19 protein-coding genes and 1 tRNA gene are annotated in these 17998 nt (G+C 72.1%); 7 read left to right on the top strand and 13 right to left on the bottom strand.

What is annotated here, in order from left to right:
- Nucleotides 1–18: 18 nt before the first annotated feature.
- Nucleotides 19–92: transfer RNA gene (locus tag ACFQRI_RS16380), tRNA-Leu, on the bottom strand.
- A gap of 141 nt (nucleotides 93–233) precedes the next feature.
- Here ACFQRI_RS16380 and ACFQRI_RS16375 point away from each other — a divergent pair.
- Entirely contained in the window at nucleotides 234–455 is a 222-nt protein-coding gene (locus tag ACFQRI_RS16375; protein ID WP_380669439.1) for a DUF3618 domain-containing protein, read from the top strand.
- 42 nt (nucleotides 456–497) lie between these two features.
- On the opposite strand, the gene ACFQRI_RS16370 is transcribed toward ACFQRI_RS16375, so the two are convergent.
- From ACFQRI_RS16370 to ACFQRI_RS16330, 9 genes are all read right to left on the bottom strand, one after another.
- Nucleotides 498–1100: a TetR/AcrR family transcriptional regulator gene (locus ACFQRI_RS16370; protein ID WP_380669437.1), complete on the bottom strand. Its 603-nt coding sequence runs from the start codon at nucleotides 1098–1100 to the stop codon at nucleotides 498–500.
- A gap of 124 nt (nucleotides 1101–1224) precedes the next feature.
- Nucleotides 1225–1533, bottom strand: a complete 309-nt coding sequence (locus ACFQRI_RS16365) for a hypothetical protein (RefSeq protein ID WP_380669435.1) — start codon at nucleotides 1531–1533, stop codon at nucleotides 1225–1227.
- Nucleotides 1534–1611: 78 nt separating this feature from the next.
- Nucleotides 1612–2190 carry a nucleotidyltransferase family protein gene (locus ACFQRI_RS16360; RefSeq protein ID WP_380669433.1) on the bottom strand — a complete coding sequence of 193 codons (579 nt, stop codon included), beginning with the start codon at nucleotides 2188–2190 and terminating at the stop codon, nucleotides 1612–1614.
- A 94-nt stretch (nucleotides 2191–2284) separates the two neighbouring features.
- Complete coding sequence (locus ACFQRI_RS16355) at nucleotides 2285–3712, bottom strand: NCS2 family permease (protein WP_380669431.1); 1428 nt, start codon at nucleotides 3710–3712, stop codon at nucleotides 2285–2287.
- Between the two features lie 308 nt (nucleotides 3713–4020).
- The gene (locus ACFQRI_RS16350) at nucleotides 4021–4506 is read right to left on the bottom strand and encodes a nucleoside deaminase (RefSeq protein ID WP_380669429.1); all 486 of its coding nucleotides are present in this window, start codon (nucleotides 4504–4506) and stop codon (nucleotides 4021–4023) included.
- A gap of 25 nt (nucleotides 4507–4531) precedes the next feature.
- Entirely contained in the window at nucleotides 4532–6823 is a 2292-nt protein-coding gene (gene pucD, locus ACFQRI_RS16345) for a xanthine dehydrogenase subunit D (RefSeq protein ID WP_380669427.1), read from the bottom strand.
- Nucleotides 6824–6825: 2 nt separating this feature from the next.
- Nucleotides 6826–8175: an 8-oxoguanine deaminase gene (locus ACFQRI_RS16340; RefSeq protein ID WP_380669425.1), complete on the bottom strand. Its 1350-nt coding sequence runs from the start codon at nucleotides 8173–8175 to the stop codon at nucleotides 6826–6828.
- The gene (locus tag ACFQRI_RS16335) at nucleotides 8168–8644 is read right to left on the bottom strand and encodes a (2Fe-2S)-binding protein (protein WP_380669423.1); all 477 of its coding nucleotides are present in this window, start codon (nucleotides 8642–8644) and stop codon (nucleotides 8168–8170) included. The genes ACFQRI_RS16340 and ACFQRI_RS16335 overlap by 8 nt, the downstream gene beginning before the upstream one ends.
- A complete protein-coding gene (locus tag ACFQRI_RS16330) occupies nucleotides 8635–9504 on the bottom strand; it encodes an FAD binding domain-containing protein (protein WP_380669421.1) in 870 nt (289 codons plus the stop codon). The genes ACFQRI_RS16335 and ACFQRI_RS16330 overlap by 10 nt, the downstream gene beginning before the upstream one ends.
- Nucleotides 9505–9731: 227 nt before the next feature.
- Here ACFQRI_RS16330 and ACFQRI_RS16325 point away from each other — a divergent pair, with 227 nt between their 5' ends.
- The 4 genes from ACFQRI_RS16325 to ACFQRI_RS16310 all read left to right on the top strand — a co-directional run bounded on the left by ACFQRI_RS16325 (nucleotide 9732) and on the right by ACFQRI_RS16310 (nucleotide 13999).
- On the top strand, nucleotides 9732–11222 hold the full coding sequence (locus ACFQRI_RS16325) for a PucR family transcriptional regulator (RefSeq protein WP_380669419.1): 1491 nt from the start codon (nucleotides 9732–9734) through the stop codon (nucleotides 11220–11222).
- A gap of 154 nt (nucleotides 11223–11376) precedes the next feature.
- Nucleotides 11377–12573, top strand: a complete 1197-nt coding sequence (locus ACFQRI_RS16320) for a type III PLP-dependent enzyme (protein ID WP_380669417.1) — start codon at nucleotides 11377–11379, stop codon at nucleotides 12571–12573.
- Between the two features lie 78 nt (nucleotides 12574–12651).
- The gene (speD, locus tag ACFQRI_RS16315) at nucleotides 12652–13029 is read left to right on the top strand and encodes an adenosylmethionine decarboxylase (protein WP_380669415.1); all 378 of its coding nucleotides are present in this window, start codon (nucleotides 12652–12654) and stop codon (nucleotides 13027–13029) included.
- A 97-nt stretch (nucleotides 13030–13126) separates the two neighbouring features.
- Nucleotides 13127–13999, top strand: coding sequence for a spermidine synthase (locus ACFQRI_RS16310; protein ID WP_380669413.1), 873 nt, complete (start codon nucleotides 13127–13129; stop codon nucleotides 13997–13999).
- A 45-nt stretch (nucleotides 14000–14044) separates the two neighbouring features.
- Here the strand turns inward: ACFQRI_RS16310 and ACFQRI_RS16305 are convergent, their stop codons facing one another.
- Nucleotides 14045–15121, bottom strand: coding sequence for a hypothetical protein (locus tag ACFQRI_RS16305; protein WP_380669411.1), 1077 nt, complete (start codon nucleotides 15119–15121; stop codon nucleotides 14045–14047).
- A gap of 118 nt (nucleotides 15122–15239) precedes the next feature.
- Between ACFQRI_RS16305 and rbsK the strand changes: the two genes are divergently transcribed.
- Nucleotides 15240–16139, top strand: a complete 900-nt coding sequence (gene rbsK, locus ACFQRI_RS16300) for a ribokinase (RefSeq protein WP_380669409.1) — start codon at nucleotides 15240–15242, stop codon at nucleotides 16137–16139.
- A 130-nt stretch (nucleotides 16140–16269) separates the two neighbouring features.
- On the opposite strand, the gene ACFQRI_RS16295 is transcribed toward rbsK, so the two are convergent.
- Nucleotides 16270–16608, bottom strand: coding sequence for a histone-like nucleoid-structuring protein Lsr2 (locus tag ACFQRI_RS16295; RefSeq protein ID WP_380669407.1), 339 nt, complete (start codon nucleotides 16606–16608; stop codon nucleotides 16270–16272).
- A gap of 363 nt (nucleotides 16609–16971) precedes the next feature.
- Between ACFQRI_RS16295 and ACFQRI_RS16290 the strand changes: the two genes are divergently transcribed.
- Nucleotides 16972–17424, top strand: coding sequence for a histone-like nucleoid-structuring protein Lsr2 (locus ACFQRI_RS16290; RefSeq protein ID WP_380669405.1), 453 nt, complete (start codon nucleotides 16972–16974; stop codon nucleotides 17422–17424).
- 68 nt (nucleotides 17425–17492) lie between these two features.
- Here ACFQRI_RS16290 and ACFQRI_RS16285 read toward each other — a convergent pair whose 3' ends face one another.
- Nucleotides 17493–17708, bottom strand: a complete 216-nt coding sequence (locus ACFQRI_RS16285) for a hypothetical protein (protein WP_380669403.1) — start codon at nucleotides 17706–17708, stop codon at nucleotides 17493–17495.
- Nucleotides 17709–17998: the final 290 nt, after the last annotated feature.

Below are 17998 nucleotides of genomic sequence, written 5' to 3'. Positions count from 1 at the left end.
TGCCCGAGTGGCGCGTCGTGGGGCCGGTGGGACTCGAACCCACACTGGCTAGGACCTAAACCTAGTGCCTCTGCCAATTGGGCTACGGCCCCGCTGTGCACACCCTAGCGCGGGGTGCGATCTTGGTCTGCGCGCCCCGGAGCGCCTCTTTCGCGGACACGCGCGCGGTCGGTGTGGCGCGATCGAGGCGGTGAACTACGCTGCTGGCAGCCAGGTGAAGGTGAGGAGGACGCGTGGCCCGTGATCAAGACGCCATCGAGCGGGACATCGAGCAGGCACGTGACGCGCTGGCCGCCACGCTGGACGAACTGAGCGTCAAGGCGAATCCGCAGCGTTTCGTCGATGCCGGCAAGGCCAGCGTGACGGAGAAGCTCAACGACCCGAAGGTGCGCTACGCGCTGATCGGAGTCGGCGTGCTGGTCACCGCAGTGGTGGTCCGCAAGCTGTTCAAGTAGTGCTTCGGTGTTCTGGGGGCTGGCGCGGTCCCCAGAACACCCTCACCTCTCCAGGAGCGGGACGAGGGCCTCGCTGACCAGCCGGTCCACGAAGTTCGTGTCGAGTGGTTCGTCGGCGAGCATCAGCCGGTAGATCAGACCCGCTCCGGCCAGCTCCACCACCGTGTCGACCGGCGCCTCGGAGCTGATCTCGCCGCGCCGCACGCCCCGCTCGATGATCTTGCGCATCATGTCGCGCTGGGGGAGCAGGAAGGACTCGCGGAACTTCGCGGCCAGCTCCGGTTCGTGCGGCAGCTCACCCACCAGCGCCTGCGCGGCCTTGCCGACGGGGCCGGTCAACATCGTGGCGAACGAGCGCAGGAACTCGCCGAGGTCCTCGGCCACCGAGCCGAGGTCCGGTTCCGGGATGCGGCGCTGCACGAGCTCGTTGCAGGTGTCGATCACCAGGTCCAGCTTGGAGTCCCACCGCCGGTAGATCGTGGCCTTGCCGGCGCGGGCGTGGTTGGCCACGGCGTCCATGGTCAGCGCGCGGTAGCCGACTTCGGCCAGCACCTCCAGCGCTGCCTGGCGCAGCGCGGCATCGCGCGAGGCGTCCCGCGGGCGTCCGCGTCCGGCGGTCGGCCGGCTCGGTTCGAGACTGGCCACCGCAGCTTCCTCCTCGCGTGCACTGCTCGTCGGCGCGTTCACGACGAACATCCTAAGTGCCCGCTCCGGTTGGTCCACTGTGCACCGGGGGAGTCGCGGACAGGTTCAGCCGAGTCGGGGAAGATCAGGTGGCCGGGACCTGGTTGGCGTGCCCCACCGCGGCGCGGGCGGCCTGCTGGGTGGCCTCGTCGGACAGCCCGTGCCGAGCCTGCAGGTAGGCGGTGGTGAAGGCGAAGCCGTCGCCGTTGAGCAGGTGGATGACCACCCGGCCGGCCTTGGTGGGCGCGAGCTCGTCGATGAGCTGCTCGGCCTGGTCGCGCGCGGCGATGAGCCCGGGGGCGCGGACGGTCTTGTGGTCCTCGCCTGCGGTGACGGTGACCTGCCAGTCGTTGCCCGTGGGCACGTAGTTCGCCGTGATGTGCGTGTTTGCCATTGGTGCCTCCGCTTGCGCACTGCTCGGGCGGGTGGCCGGAATGTTCGCTGCGCAGCGGGTTCCGACCGCCATGCGACTCTACGTGTCGGTACGTTCGAGATCTTCAGGCCGGTCCACATCGAAGCCCTCCGATATGTCGTCACAGGACACCACGGTGACCGTGCGTGGCTTCAAGTAGTCCCTGGCACCGGCGTCGCCGCGCGCCGACTCGATCACCCCGGCCCAGTGGTCCCTGCCCAGCAGCACGGGGTGACTGCGCTTGCCGCCGTGCGCGGCGGCGGCCAGGGCCGACGGGGAGGCCAGGGCGGCGACGCGGCGCGCGGTCTCGGCGTTGATCCCCGGCATGTCGACCGGCAGCACCAGCGCGGCGTCCGCGTCGGTGTCCACCAGGGATCGCAGCGCGACGCGCACGGAGGACCCCATTCCGGTCGGCCACTCCGGGTTGGACACCGCGCGCACGCCGTCGAGCTTGGCCCGCGCGCGGACCTCGTCCTCGGCGGCGCCGAGGACCGCGAGCACCGGCTCGCAGCCGGCCTCGGCGAGGGACCGGGCAGCCCGATCGACCAGCAGGACGCCGTCGAGCTCGACCAGCGCCTTGGGCTTCCCGAAGCGCCGCCCGGCCCCGGCGGCCAGCACCACACCGGCAACACCGCTCACGTCGTCACCGTACCTCGGCGGACGTCGGGTGCTGCTCTCATCAGAAGTCCCCCGCGAAGCACGAGCTCGCGGGGGACCACCGGGGAAGGGGCCGTCACGCGAACAGCGCTTCGACGCCCTCGACGGCGAAGTAGAAGGCGAACACGACCGACAGGACGCCGACGAGCCAGCCGATCTCCTGGGGCTTGCCGCGGGCCAGCTTGATCACCGAGAAGGCGATCAGCCCGGCCCCGATCCCGTTGGTGATCATGTAGGTGAACGGGATGACCGCGATGGTCAGGAACGCCGGCAGCACGTAGTCCGGGTCGTTCCAGGGGATCCTGCCCACCTGCGACATCATCAGCCCGCCGACGATCACCAGCGCGGGCGCTGCCGCCTGCGCGGGCACCACCGCGGCCAGCGGGGTGAACAGCAGCGTCGCGCAGAACAGCAGCCCGGTGACCACGCTGGCCAGGCCCGTGCGCGCCCCCTCGGCCACGCCCGCGGCCGACTCCAGGAACACCGTGTTCGGCGAGGCCCCGGCGAACCCGCCCGCGGCAGCGGCGACGCCGTCCACGGCCAGGATCCGCCCCATGCCCTCGACCTTGCCGTCGCGCACCAGCCCGGCGTGGCTGGAGACGCTGGTGATGGTGCCCATCGCGTCGAAGAAGCCGGACAGCACCAGGGTGAACAGGAACACCGTGGCCGCGATGCCGCCGGCGGCGGCGAATCCGCCGAAGAGGTCGACCTGCCCGAACAACCCGAAGTCCGGCGCGTTGACCAGCTGCTCGGGCAGCTGGGGCACGATCGTGCCCCACTCCGAGGCCTCCACCTGGAACGCGCCGTTGGCCACCATCGCCAGCACGGTGCCGAAGCCGATGCCGATCAGGATCGCGCCGGGCGTGCGCCGGGCCAGCAGGCCCAGCATGACCAGCAGCGTCAGGCAGAACACCGCGATCGGTACGCCCGCGAGGTGCCCGCCGTCGCCCATCTGGACCGGGACGGTGGTGTCCTTGGCGTCCGGCACCCTGGTCACGAACCCGGCGCTGACCAGGCCGATCAGCGCGATGTAGAGGCCGATGCCGACGGTGAGCGCGATCTTGAGCGCTTCCGGGATGGCGTTGATGATCCGCTCGCGGATACCGCTGAGCGCCAGCGCCACGATCACCGCGCCTTCGAGCACCACCAGCCCGAAGGCCTGCCCCCAGGTCATGGTGGGCGCGATGGTGAAGGCCACCACCGCGTTGACCCCGAGCCCGGCGGCCAGCGCGAGGGGCGCGTTGCCGATCAGGCCCATCAGCACGGTCATCACGCCCGCCGTGGCCGCGGTGGCGGTGGTCAGCGCCTCCGGGGAGAGCTGAGCCCCGGTGGCGTCGGCCGATGAGCCGAGGATGAGCGGGTTGAGCATCACGATGTAGGCCATCGCGACGAAGGTCGTCAGGCCGCCCCGCAGTTCCCGGGACAGCGTCGAACCACGCGCGGTGATCCGGAAGTAGCGGTCCAGCCCGCCGGTTCTCTCCTCGGCTTCGAGCTGCTTGGTCATGCGTCCTCCCATGCCGGTGGGAGCCCCATCGGACGGAAACGGCGGGTTCTTCCGGGCAGCACGAGCCGCGGCGCGAATTCGCCGTGTACGAGAGCGGGGCGTTTCGTCAGATGTGTGGTGCGGAGGTCTTCGGGTGGTTCGACCCTCGACGTCCGCGGTGCAGGCGCTCGACCGGCGACCCGGTCATCACCGGTGAGCCCTCTGGGGAGCGGGGTTTCCGCTTTCGGGTGGTCGCCGCGCGGAAATCCCTCGAAATCGGGGTGCGAGATCTCCCGGGATTGCGCGCGGGCGTTCTGCTCGGTTCTCGGTCAGTAGTCCACGCGGTCCGCCTTGGCCGACCAGGCGGCGAAGGCGGCGTTCCGGTCGGCGGAGTCGATGCGCTGCACCGGGACCGGGCACGCGGCCGGGTCGCGCAGCGCGTCGTGGAACGCGCGGTCGTCGAACCCCGCCGCTGCCGCGTCGTCGCGGTCGGCGGCGAAGACGATCCGGTCCACCCGCGCCCACAGCGCCGAGGCCAGGCACATCGGGCAGGGCTCGCAGGAGGTCACCAGCACGCAGCCCCGCAGGCCGTAGTCGCCGAGCGCGCGGCAGGCGTTGCGGATCGCGGTGACCTCGGCGTGCGCGGTCGGGTCCAGATCGGGCGTGACCCGGTTGGTGCCGGTGGCCACGATCTCCCCGTCGCGCACGATCAGCGCGCCGAACGGGCCGCCGCCCTCGGCGACGTTGCTGGTGGCCAGCTCGATGGCCCGGCTGATCCAGGCGTGCTCGGCCGCGGTGGCCGTGTCCACGGTCATCGGTTGCTCCAATGCTCTGCGGTGATCAGATGAGGTGCTCGGGGGCGACGGGGGTGTGCGGGAGCTCGCGCCCGGTGGCCGCGCGGATGGCCGCGACCACCGACGGCGTGGTGGAGATCGTGGGCGGCTCGCCGACGCCGCGGACCCCGTAGGGCGCGTTGTCGTCGCCGCGCTCGATGACGTCGATCTCCATCGGCGGCATGTCGAGGATCGTGGGGATCAGGTAGTCGGTGAAGGAGGGGTTGCGGATCCGGCCGCCGGAGACCTGGATCTCCTCCATCACCGCCAGCCCCAGGCCCTGCGCGGAGCCGCCCTGGATCTGGCCGATCACCGCCTCCGGGTTCATCGCCTTGCCGACGTCCTGGGCGCAGGCCAGCTGCACGACCTTGACCAGGCCCAGCTCGGTGTCGACGTCGACCACCGCGCGGTGCGCGGAGAACGCGTGCTGCACCTGGACCCGCTCGCTGCGGCCGTCGGCGTCCATCGGGTAGGTCGGCAGGTGGTGGAACTCGCGGGTCAGCTCGACGACCTCGTCGCCGAGCACCTCGGCCAGGTCGGCGAGCACGCCTTCGTCGGAGACCACCTTGCCGCCCTGCAGCGACAGCCCCGCCGAGGTGCCGCAGCGCTCGGCGACCAGCTCGAAGACCGCTTCGCGCACGGCGGCGCAGGCCTCCCGGACGGCGCCGCCGGTGACGTAGGTCTGCCGCGAGGCCGAGCTCGACCCGGCCGGGCCGACCGAGGTGTCGTTCGGGTGGATGGTCACCCGCTCGACGCCGAGCTCGGTGCGCGCGATCTGCTGCTGCACGGTCACCAGGCCCTGGCCGACCTCGGCCGCGGCGGTGTGCACCATGGCGGCCGGCTCGCCGCCGATGACCTGCAGCCGCACCCGCGCGGTGGAGAAGTCGTCGGCGCCCTCGGAGTAGCAGATGTTCTTGATCGTCACGCCGTAGCCGACGCCGCGCACGACGCCCTCGCCGTGGGTGGTGTTCGAGGCCCCGCCCGGCAGCTCGCGGATGTCGTCGCTCGCGGTGTCCTCGGGCAGCGGCAGCGCGCGCACCCGCTCCAGCAGCTCGGCCACCGGGGCGGGCGAGTCGATCACCTGGCCGGTCGGGATGGAGTCGCCCTGCGCGATCGCGTTGCGCACGCGCACCTCGACCGGGTCCATGCCCAGCGCCGCGGCCAGCTTGTCCATCTGGGACTCGTAGGCGAAGGTCGGCTGCACCGCGCCCAGCCCGCGCATCGCGCCGCACGGCGGGTTGTTGGTGTAGAGCCCCCAGCCCTCGATGTGCACGTTGGGCACCTTGTACGGGCCCGCGCCCAGCGTGGTCGCGTTGCCCACCACCACCGGGGTCTTCGAGGCGTAGGCGCCGCCGTCGAAGTACTGGGTGGCCCTGACGTAGACCAGCTCGCCGTCCCGCGTGGCGCCGTGCTCGTAGTACATCTTCGCCGGGTGCCGGTGCACGTGGCCGTAGAAGGACTCCTCCCGGCTGTAGACCATCTTCACCGGCTTGCCCACGCGCATGGCCAGCATGCACACGTGCACCTGGATGGACAGGTCCTCGCGCCCGCCGAACGCGCCGCCGACGCCGGACATGGTCATCCGCACCTTCTCCGGCGGCAGGCCCAGCGCCCGCGCGGTCTGCTTGAGGTCGGAGTGCAGGTCCTGGGTGGCCAGGTAGAGGTCCACGCCGCCGTCCTCGGCGGGGATCGCCAGGCCCGACTCCGGGCCGAGGAACGCCTGGTCCTGCATGCCCACCGTGTAGACGCCGGAGACCACGACCTCGGCGGTCGCCTCCGGATCGCCCTTGACGATCCGCTGGTGGCGCACCACGTTGCCGCCCTCGTGCAGCGCGGGCAGGCCCTCGTCGTGCGCGGCCCGCTCGGCGTCGGTGATCGGCTCCAGCACCTCGTAGTCCACGACGACGCGCTCGGCCGCGCGCCGCGCGGTCTCCGGGTGGTCGGCCGCGATCAGCGCGACCGCCTCCCCGACGTAGCGCACCACGCCGTCGGCCAGCACCGGCTGGTCGATCTCCTTGAGCCCGTAGAGGTTCTCCCCGGGCACGTCCTCGGCGGTGAGCACTGCGTGCACGCCGGCGGTGGCCATCGCCGGTCCGATGTCGATCGACCGGATGCGCGCGTGCGGGTGGGGGCTGCGCAGCGTGGCGCCCCACAGCATGTCCTCGGCCCACAGGTCCGAGGAGTAGGCGAACTCGCCGCGCACCTTCAGCGCACCGTCCGGGCGCAGCGGCGATTCGCCGATCCCGCCGTCGATGGCGTCGTCGAGCTGCTGCGGGGTCCGCGCGGGCGATCCGTCCATGGTCAAGCCACCTCCAGGGAGCGCAGCCGGGCGTCGGCCCGGTCGAGTTCGTCGGCCAGATCGGCCTCGGCGGTCAGCCGCCCGTGCTCCACCACCGGCGCACCGCCGCGCAGCAGCAGCCGCAGCGGGGGGAGCTCGCCCAGCACCAGCGCGGCGACCGGATCGGCGATGCCGGTGTGGTCGAGCCCGTCCAGCCGCCACACCGCGATGTCGGCGAGCTTGCCGGGCTCCAGCGAGCCCAGCTCGTCCTCGCGCCCGAGGCAGCGCGCGCCGCCGCGGGTGGCCAGCCGCAGCGCCTCGCGGGTGGACAGCGCGCGGGGACCACCGGCGGCGCGCGCCAGCAGCAGCGCCTGGCGCATCTCCCCGCCGAGCCCGCAGTTCTCGTTCGACGCGGCCCCGTCGACCCCCAGACCGACGGGGGCGCCGGCGTCCAGCAGCCGCCGCACCGGGGCGATGCCGGCCCCGAGCCTGCCGTTGGAGCTGGGGCAGTGGGCGCTGCCGGTGCCGGTGGCGGCCATCCGGTCGACGGCCGCGCCGGAGAGGTGCACGGTGTGCGCGAGCCACACGTCCGGCCCGAACCAGCCCAGGTCCTCGGCGTACTCGGCCGGGGTGCAGCCGAACTCGGCCCGGCAGCGGTCCTCCTCGTCGGCGGTCTCGGCGAGGTGCGTGTGCATCCGCACGCCGCTGCGCCGCGCCAGCTCGGCCGATTCGCGCATCAGCTCGGACGAGACCGAGAACGGCGAGCACGGACCGACCGCGACCCGCACCCGCGCGTCCGGTCGCGGGTCGTGGAAGGCCTCGATGGCCTCCTGGGTGCCGCGCAGCGCCTCGTCGCGGTCCTCGACCACCGAGTCCGGCGGCAGCCCGCCCCGCGACTCGCCGCGGTCCATCGAGCCGCGCACCGCGTGCAACCGGGTGCCGACCCGCCCCGCGGCGGCGACGACCGCGCCGAACACGTCGCCGCCCCCGCGGGGGAAGACGTAGTGGTGATCGGCGGCCGTGGTGCAGCCGGTCAGCGCCAGCCGGGCAAGCCCCGCCGAGGCCGCGGCGTGCGCGGTCTCCGCGTCGATCCGGGACCACACGGGGTAGAGCTCGGTCAGCCACTCGAACAGCGTCGAGTCGCAGGCGTAACCGCGGGTGGCCCACTGGTAGAGGTGGTGGTGGGTGTTGACCAGACCGGGCGTGACCAGGCATCCGGAGGCGTCGACCCGCTCGCCCGGGCCCTCGGCCGTGCCGGGCCCGACCGAGACGATCCGCCCGTCCTCGACGACCACGTGGCCCTCGGCGAACTCGGTGCCCGCGTCGTCGACCGCGGCCACCGCGCCGCCCTCGACGATCAGGCGCTCAGCCATCCCCGGCCACCTTGCGCCGGGCGGCGAGCCGGACCGCGTCCATGATCTTCTCGTAGCCGGTGCAGCGGCACAGGTTGCCCGCCAGCGACTCCCGGATCTCCGAATCCGAGGGCTCGGCAGTGCGTTCCAGCAGGTCGTGGGCCTGCACCAGCAGGCCGGGGGTGCAGAAGCCGCACTGCACGGCGCCCGCCTCGACGAAGGCCTGCTGCACCGGGTCGAGCCGCTCGCCGTCGGCGAGGCCCTCCACGGTGCGCACCTCGCGGCCCTCGGCCTGCCCGGCGGCGACCATGCACGAGCACACCGGTACCTCGTCCAGGTAGACCGTGCAGGACCCGCACTCGCCCTGCTCGCAGGCGTTCTTCGAGCCCGGCAGGCCGAGCCGCTCGCGCAGCACGTAGAGGAGGTTCTCGCCCTCCCACACGTCGTCGGCTTCCTGCTGCCGCCCGTTGACGGTGAACTTCAGGCGCATTCCTGCCTCCCGGAGCAGTGCTCGTGCCAGGCCCAGCCGAGCGCCCGGCGGGCCATCACGCTCAGCGCGTGCCTGCGGTAGTCCGCGCTGCCGCGAACGTCGTCGATCGGCGACGCCACCTGCGTCACCAGCTCGCCGAACCGCCGCGCCACCGCGTCCGGCAGCGCGCCGCGACCGGCCCAGTCCAGCTCCTCGGCCAGGAAGTCCTCGGCCTCCCGCGCCCGGATCGGCGTGGGCGCCGCCGAGCCGATGCCGGTGCGCACCCGCTCGATCTCCGGGCGCAGCGCGATCGCGAAGGTGCACACCGCGATGACCATCGCGTTGCGGGTGCCGACCTTGCAGAACTGCTCCGGCCCGGTGGCCGGCGACAGCCGCACCGCGGCGATCAGCTCGTCGGGTGCCAGGGCGTTGCGCTTCGGGCCGGTGAAGAACTCCTCGGCCGGGATCACCCGGCTGCCGCGCACCGACTCGACCTCGACGTCGGCCTCCCCGGCCAGCAGCGGCGGGTGACCGTCGCCGGCCGGCGAGGCCGAGCCGAGGTTGCCGCCGAGCGTGCCGCGGTTGCGGATCTGCGGGGAGCCCACGGTGCGCGAGGCCATCGCCAGGCCGGGCAGCTGGTCGCCCAGCTCGTCGATCAGCCGGGCGTAGGGCACCCCGGCGCCGATGCGCAGCTCGGGCCCGTCCGGGGCCCACTCGGCGAGCTCCGGAACGCGGGTGAGGTCCAGCAGCTCGCCGGGCCGCCGGCTGTCGAAGTTGAGCTCGACCATCACGTCGGTACCGCCCGCGATCGGCATCGCGTCGGGGTACTGCGCCTTGGCCTCGAGCGCCTCCCGCCAGGAGGCGGGGCGGAGGAATTCCACGTTGCTTCTCCCATCGGCCGGGGGCCGGTGCGTTGATGTGGCCCAGTACACATCCGGCCGGATGTCGCTGGCTAGCGGGCGATAACCCGAAAAAACCTTCCCGGTGAACCGGGCGAGTTGTATGTTCCTACGAACGCGTCCGCCCGGCCGGTTCGTGCGACTGCCACCCCGGCGCACGTCGTGCCGGGCCAGGCGGGTCCCGGACAGCTCTGCCGGAGGAGGGCCGGGTGCGACTGGCTGATCTGCTCGCCGACGAAGGCCTCGGTCTGGTGCTCCTGCACGGCCGAGGTCGCCTGGACCGGCAGCTCACCGGGGTCTACATCACCGACCTCATGGATCCGCGGCGCTACCTCTCCGGCGGCGAGCTGGTCCTCTCCGGCCTGGTCTGGCACACCTGCCCGGCCGACTCGGAGGAGTTCGTGCGGGCACTCGTCGACGCCCGCGTGGCGGGGCTGGCAGCCGGGACCGCGCGGCTGGGCAAGGCCCCGCCGGACCTCGTCGAGGCCTGCCGCAGGCACGACCTCCCGCTGTTCGAGGTCCCGGTCTCGGTCAGCTTCAACACCCTGGCCGACCGCATCCAGCGCCGGTTCGCCCCGCGCCGCGAGCTCGTCTCGGCCGCCGCCTCCGGCGCCGACCTCGACCGCGTGCTGCGGATGGCCGCCGAGGAGCTCGGCACCGACTGCTGGGTGCTCTCCGCCGCGGGCTGGGAGGTCGCCGGAACCGCCTCGCTGCCCGCCGAGCTGCGCGCGGCCGCGCTGCGCGAGCACAGCACCGGACCGCTGCCGCGCGGCTGCCGGGGCCACGTGCTGTGGCCGGTCGAATCGGCCACCGAACCGCCCGCGGCCCGCTGGTTCGTGCTGGCCGGCGACGCCGACGCCGCGTGGGACGAGCAGCAGGTCGTCGCCACCGACCTGGGCACCGTGGTGGCGCTGGTGCGCGCCCGCGTCGACGAGGCGCGCCGCATCGCGGGCCGCTCGGCGGAGGCCGCGCTGCACCGGCTGCTCGCGGGCACCTGCACGCCCACCGAGGTCGTCGCCCGGCTCGAAACCGCGGGACTGCCCGCCGACGAACCGCTGCGCGCGGTCACCCTCCTCGCCGGCGACCAGGCCGAGTCCACCACCTTGCTGCGCGAGCTCGCCGCGGCCACCGGCCTGCCCTCGGTGACCGCGCCGCTCGGCGACGGCGCCACCGCGCTGTTCGTCGACGACCGCGAGCACCTCACCGGCCTGGAAGCCCAGCTGCGCGGCGTCGTCGCCACCGTCGAGCCCGCGCTCGGCCAGCGCAGGCTCACCCTCGGGCTCAGCGACATCGCCGAGACCGCCGCGCTGCGCGGTGCGCTCGACGAGGCGGCCTACGCGCGCGGGCTCGCCGAGGGGCGCCGCGGCCGGGCCGAGGTCGCCGCCGCCGCGGAGCTCGCCTCGCACGAGGTGCTGCTGGCCGCCGTCGGCGACGAGCTGCGCCGCTCCTACCGGGACAAGCTGCTGGCCGAGATCATCGCCTACGACCGGGCGCACGGATCCGAACTGCTGCGCACCCTCCGGGTGTTCCTGGAGCACTCCGGTTCCTGGTCGCGCTGCGCCCAGCAGCTGCACCTGCACGTGAACACGCTGCGCTACCGGGTGCAGCGCATCGAGCAGCTCACCGGCCGCGACCTGTCCGACTTCCCGACCCGCGTGGACTTCTACCTGGCGCTGCGCCTGGGGCGCTCGGAATCATGAGCGGTGGGGGTCCTCACAACCCCCGCGCAGGAAGCGGGCTGGTTCGAAATCCGGGGGGCTTGGACGGTACCGTGCTTGGTCGCAGTCGCGCCCTCGCCGCGCTGGGGAAACGAGCGGCGAGCCCCCACCAGCACCTGATACGGAGGTACCGGGATTGTCCGACCTGTCCGCCGCCACCGGCGTGACGGACCGCCCCCGCGGCACCGCGCGAGCAGACGCGATCGATCGCTTCCTGGCTGAGCAACGGCCCGAGACCCCCTTCCTGGTCATGGACCTGGCGCAGGTGCGGCAGCGCTACCGGCAGTTGCGCACCGCCCTCCCCGACGCCCGGATCTGCTACGCGGTCAAGGCCAATCCCACCCCCGAAGTCGTCGGCGAGCTCGTCGCCGAGGGCGCCTCGTTCGACGTGGCCAGCCCCGGCGAGATCGAGCTGTGCCTGGCCAGGGGCGCCACGCCGGAGTCGATCTCCTACGGCAACACCATCAAGAAGCGCCGCGACATCGCGCTCGCCCACGAGCGGGGCGTGCGGCTGTTCGCCACCGACAGCGCCGCCGACCTGGCCAACATCGCCGAGGCCGCGCCGGGCGCGCAGGTGTTCTGCCGGGTGCTGGTGGACAACTCCGGCTCCCGCACGCCCTTCGGCCGCAAGTTCGGCTGCGCGCCCGAGCAGGCGGCGGAACTGCTGCGCCGTGCCGCCGAGCTGGGCCTGGACCCCTGCGGCGTGTCGTTCCACATCGGATCGCAGCAGCTCGACCCGGCCGCGTGGGAGCACGGCGTCGGCGCCGCCCGGCGGGTCTTCGAGGACTGCGCCGCGCACGGCGTGCCGCTGCGCCTGGTCAACCTCGGCGGCGGCCTGCCCGCCGGGTACACCGAGACCGCGCCGCCGCTGGCCGAGTACGTCGAGGCCATCGAGAAGTCGCTGGAGAGCAACTTCGCCGAGCGGCCCGAGCTGCTGATCGAACCCGGCCGGTTCCTGGTCGGCGACGCGGGCGTGCTGCGCAGCGAGGTGGTGCTGGTCACCGACTCCTGCGACGGGCAGCGCCGCTGGGTCTACCTGGACATCGGCCGCTACAACGGGCTGGCCGAGACCGAGGGCGAGGCCATCACCTACCGGCTGCGCACCAGCCGGGACGGGGACGAGGTGGGACCGGTCGTGCTGGCCGGCCCGACCTGCGACGGCGACGACGTGATCTACCAGCGCAACAGCTACCAGCTGCCGAGCACGCTGCGCGGCGGGGACACGGTCGACCTGCTCTCCGCCGGCGCCTACACGGCCAGCTATTCATCGGTGGGTTTCAACGGGTTCACCCCGCTGCCCACCTATTGCGTCGACGGCGATCGACGCGCGTGATCTGCTGCGGCCGCACGGGGAATCCTGCGGTACCAGAGGCTGCGGAAGACGAATCTGCGAACGATGGGAGGTTGATAGATGTCCGTTGACACTGCAGCACCGGTGGGTCTGTTCACCGGCACGCACGTCCTGGCGGAGCTGGAGGGCGTGGATCCGCAGCTGCTGGACGACGAGCAGTTCTTGCGGGAAGTCCTGAACAACGCGCTCGACCAGTCCGACGCCACGGTGTGCCAGATGATCGCCGAGCGGTTCGAGCCGCAGGGAGTGACGGTGCTGGCGCTGCTGTCGGAGTCCCACGCCTCGCTGCACACGTACCCGGAGGACGGGTCGATCTTCGTCGACGTGTTCACCTGCGGGCACACCGCCGACCCGGAGAAGGCGGTCAGCCTCCTGGCCGACGCGCTCAAGCCCGCGGGGCGCAACGTGCAGACCATCCGCCGCGGCAAGGACATCTGAGAACTCGCGTCCCGAGTGCGCGCCCGCGCGGCATGGTGTGTGCTGCGCAGTGCCGACGCACGCCAACCCCAACTCTGGAAGTACAGGAGGAGCACCGTTGATCGAACTCGACGGGCACCGGTGGATCAAGGAGCCGATGGGCGCCGACCTGCAGCGCCTGTGGCGGGTCGACGAAGTGCTGTGGGAGGGCGACACCCCGTACCAGCACGTGGTCATCGGCAAGACCGGGCAGGGCGTCTCGCTGTTCTGCGACGACGACCGGCAGAGCACCGAGTTCTCCCAGCTGGTCTACCACGAGGCCATGATGGTGCCCGCGTTCCTGCTGGCCGCGCAGGTGGAGCGGGTGCTGATCATCGGCTCCAGCGAGGGCGTGGCCAGCCAGATGTCGGTGACCGCGGGCGCCACCCGGGTCGACCACGTGGACATCGACCAGCTGTGCGTGGCCAAGTGCGCCGAGCACCTGCCCTACGGCTACACGCCCGAGCAGCTCGTCGAAGCCGAGAAGGGCGAGGGCCCGATCTCGCTGCACTACGCCGACGGCTGGAGCTTCCTGGACACCGCCCCGCCGGAGGGCTACGACATCGTCGTGGTCGACCTCCCGGACGAGCGCGCGGAGGACACCGACGGCCAGCACAACCGGCTCTACGGCCTGGAGTTCGTGCAGCGCTGCCAGTCCGTGCTGTCCGCGGGCGGGGTGGTCGCCTTCCAGGCCGGCTGCCCGACCGTGTGGCGCAACGAGACGCTCAAGCGCGCCTACAACCGCTTCCGGTCGGCCTTCGAGACGGTCGTCTACTTCGGCTCCGACGAGCACGAGTGGTCGTTCATCTTCGGCCGGGTGGAGCCCATCGACGACGCGGTGAACCTGATGCTGGACAACTACGCGACCAGCTCCTACCGCCCGGAGAGCATCGACGAGGCCAGCCTCATCGGCTCGACCGTTCCCCCCTACTCCGTCCGCAACCAGGAGTGACGCCGAGCGGGCCCGGCTCCGCGGCCGGGCCCGCCCAGCGAGCCCTCACAGCGAGTCCAGGTAGGGGTGCAGGCCCGGGTTGCCGTCCCGCCGGGTGAACCACTGGTCGAACGCCAGGCCCCGGTCGTGCAGGTCGGCCTCGGTCTTGGCCGCCTGCTCCACCAGCTCCGGCTCCAACCCGGCGGCCAGCGGGATCTCCACCGCGTACAGCTCCGCCGCGTCGACCTCGCCGAACGCCCGCCCGGCGAAGCTCGCGAAGACGGGCTCGCTCTCGTCCCAGCTCATCAGCTCGGCGGCCTCGAGCACCACGCGCGCCTCGTTGAGGATCAGCCGCAGCGCCAGGGCCTCGGCCACGCTGCGCGGCGGCGTCCAGCAGGGGGCGGTCAGCCGCACGCCGACCTCGGCCGAGGCCAGCACGAAGGCTCGCGCGAAGAACGCGTCGTAGCGGTGGTCGTAGCAGGGCGGCAGCTCCTCCAGGACCAGCAGCCCGACCGCGTCGGCGACCGTCGCGTTGTTCACCGCCAGCGCGAGCTCGTCGTAGAACAGCTCGTCGGTGACCACCCGCACCGCGTGCACCAACGCACCCGCGCACAGCTTCGCGGACGCCTCGTCGGCGCCGGCGAACGCGGTCGCGTCGAAGGCCCGCAGGCGGGGCGCGAGCTCGCCGAGCCGGTTGCGCCAGTGCTCGACGTCCATCGCCGGGTCCGGCGCGGACTCCAGCGCCTCCTCGACGGCCATCTCCAGCTCGTCGCCGGTCTCGACCTCCTCGGCCGCGGCCAGCCGCTCGTTGAACTCGTCCTCGGTGATGCGCACCTCCGAGTGCGCCACCGCCCAGCCGGGGAGCAGCTCGCACTCGCTGATCAGCTCGTCGAGCACCGACGCGGCCCCGCTCTCGGCGGCCAGCAGGGACGGGGCGTCGAGGGCCAGCAGCACGCTCGCGCCCTCGGGGTGCACGGTGATGCGGTAGTCGAGCACGTCGATGTCGGACTCCTCCGGCCCGCTCACGCCCTCGACCAGGGCCAGGTTGCGGTCCAGCACGGCCGCGATCCCCTCCTGCTGCAGCGGGTCGAGCTCCACTGCCGCTTCCGGTGGGGCCAGCTCCGCCGTCACCGCGTAGTCCACGCCTCGTCGCCCTTCCTCAGCAGGACAGGTCTGCACTGCTGGTCGGTCATGGTACGTGTTCCGACGCGGCGGGACCCATCCGTGCGAGCGTGTGTCCGGATGACCGATGATGGCGCCCGTGACGACTTCTGTGGCCGTATTCGGCAGCTGCAACATGGACCTGGTGGCCTACGTCCCGACCGCACCCCGGCGGGGCGAGACGGTCATGGGGCGCGAGTTCCACACCGTGCCCGGCGGCAAGGGCGCCAACCAGGCGATCGCCGCGGCCAAGGCCGGCGCCTACACGAGCATGATCGGCGCGGTGGGCACCGACGAGTTCGGCGAGGAGATCCGCAAGGTCCTGACCTCGGCGGGGGTCGACGTGGCCGGCCTGCGCTCCATCCCCGGTCGCAGCGGCACCGCGCACATCGTGGTCGACGACGACGGCGCCAACTCGATCGTCGTGGTCCCGGCGGCCAACAGCGCCCTGGAGACGTTCAACGACAGCGACGAGGAGCTCGTGGCCGATTCCAGCGCCCTGCTGCTGCAGCTGGAGACGCCGCTGTCGGGCGTGACCGCCGCCGCGGCCGCCGGTCGCAGGCACGGCGTGAAGGTGGTGCTCACGCCGGCTCCCGCGGTACCGCTGTCCGACGAGCTGCTGGCCAACGTCGACCTGCTGGTGCCCAACGAGCACGAGGCCGCGGTGCTGACCGGCAACTCGGACCCGGACCAGGCGCTGGAGGAGCTGCTGCGCAAGGTGCCCGAAGTGGTGATCACCCTGGGCGACCGCGGCTGCCTCTACGGCAACCGCGAGGGCGTCCAGACGCGGGTGCCCAGCCACCGCGTGACCGCGGTGGACAGCACCGCCGCCGGGGACACGTTCGTCGGCGTGCTCAGCGCGGTGCTGGGCGGGGGCGCCACCATGCCCGAGGCGATGCGGATGGCATCGGCCGGTGCGGCGCTCTCGGTGCAACGTCCCGGGGCCAGCAGTTCGATGCCGGACCGGCAGGAAATCGTCCGATTCGTGGCGGAGCGGTAAACGACGACCGCGAACCGGCCGCGCGTTGGCCGGCTCGGTTGCCGAATGCCGTCGAACCGCATTTTCAACGGGCGGCCGGAAATGTCCGAAGGTGCTTCCAGCGGACATCCGGTCGCCCGTGTCCGCCCGTTCACTGAGCGTTGTCGTACGCCTCGACGATCTCGGCCGGAATGCGTCCCCGGTCGGATACCTGCATGCCCTGTTCGCGAGCCCATTCGCGAATGGCCTGGTTGCGTTCCCGGTCGGCGGTGCTGGGCGTGTTCGACTTGCCCTTGCCGCCAACCTTCTTGCGCCCGCCGGTCTTGCGCGCGTGCGCCACGAAGGTGGCCAGCGAGTCGCGCAGTTTCTCGGCGTTGTCCTCGGACAGGTCGATTTGGTAGCTCACCCCGTCCAGGGCGAACTCGACAGTGCTGTCGGCTGTGGTGCCGTCGACATCGTCGACCAGCTGCACGGTGACTTTCTGCGCCACGGTTAACCCTCGATTCCGGCTCGAATCCAAGTCTTCTCCGCGCGCAACGCGCGACGAAGAGCGAGCGAACGATAAACGATCGTCCGAAGAATGCTCTACCCGGCATCGGTCTTTTTCCAGGATGTGCGCTGGATTACCTCCGGGCAAACCAGGCGGGTGGTCACGGTCGGTTAGAGGAGGACGCGCCGCGAGCTGTCCTCCACACCCGATCTGCCGAGCGGTTTTCGGTCGATCCGGCCGCTCGACTATGGTTGAGTACGAGACATCTGCTAACCGACGTGCTACAACGTGGTCAGGGACTGGCAGTAGTCTTCCACCGAAGTCGCGGATCGAGACGGGGCGCGTTCCCGAGACAAGGTGATCATGGCCGAGCGGATTAAGGTCGATCTGGTCGATGACATCGACGGATCGCCAGCCAAGCACACCGTCACCTTCGCGCTGGATGGCGTGACCTACGAAATCGACCTCAACGAGGGTCACGAGCGCCAGCTCCGCACCGTGCTCAACCGCTACATCAAGGCCGCGCGCTCCCCGAAGTCGGAGAAGTCGCGCACCTCGAAGCAGCAGGAGCGCGAAGAAGAGCGCGTGCGCGAGGAGAACAAGCAGCTCACCGAGCAGATCCGCGGCGCCGCGCAGCGCACCCGAGACCGGCTCAAGGCCGAGCAGGTGGACGCGCCGTCCGAACCGGTGCGGCCGGCGGAGCCGGAGCGCGCGGACGCGCCCGAGCCCGTCGTGCTCAACGGAGGGGGCGAGGAGACCGAGCCCGAGCAGGTGCCCGCGGTCTCCCTCCCGCTGTTCTCCTCCGCGGTCGACTGAGGCGTCGCGGTGCCCGCGGCCGGGCACGCCGGGCCTGAGAACGGGCAGCGGGGCGAGCCCGTCCTCCTCTAGTCCTCTTTCCGATGGCTGCGGGCGCGGGAGCGCGAGCGCTTGCCCGTGGTCGTCGCGCTCGGCCGGGTGGGCGCCGGTGAGTCGGGCTGCTCGGCCGTTCCGGCGCGCTCGGCCAACGCGGCGGCGAACTCGGGCGGGGCGCTCTGCCCCCAGTCCCGGTCCTCCGGATCGATCAGCTTCTCGCGGAGCTCGGTGTAGATCGGAGTGTCCACTGGCTACCCCCTGACTGACAGCTCGCCAGCAGGCTACCGGCCAATCCCGCGCGCGCCCGCGCGAAAGCCGACGACCACTCGAACGGGGACAGGGTCGGCCGGCCGTTGACGAGGTGGCGGCCCGCGATTCCGGGAGGAACCACCGCTCACGACGCTCAAAGCGCCGCTGACCTGGGGTGATCGTTTTGGAGGGGGGTGGGTGAACGGGGGGTTATCGGGGTCTGTAGAGTATTCGTTGTCAGCGCGACGCGGGCCGGGGAAAACCGGGCCGGGCCTGGCGCGGAGCGATT

This window comes from Saccharopolyspora griseoalba (assembly GCF_042665275.1).
In the GTDB taxonomy this organism is placed as follows: Bacteria; Actinomycetota; Actinomycetes; order Mycobacteriales; family Pseudonocardiaceae; genus Saccharopolyspora; species Saccharopolyspora griseoalba.
This window is presented reverse-complemented; position numbering and strand designations above follow the sequence as displayed.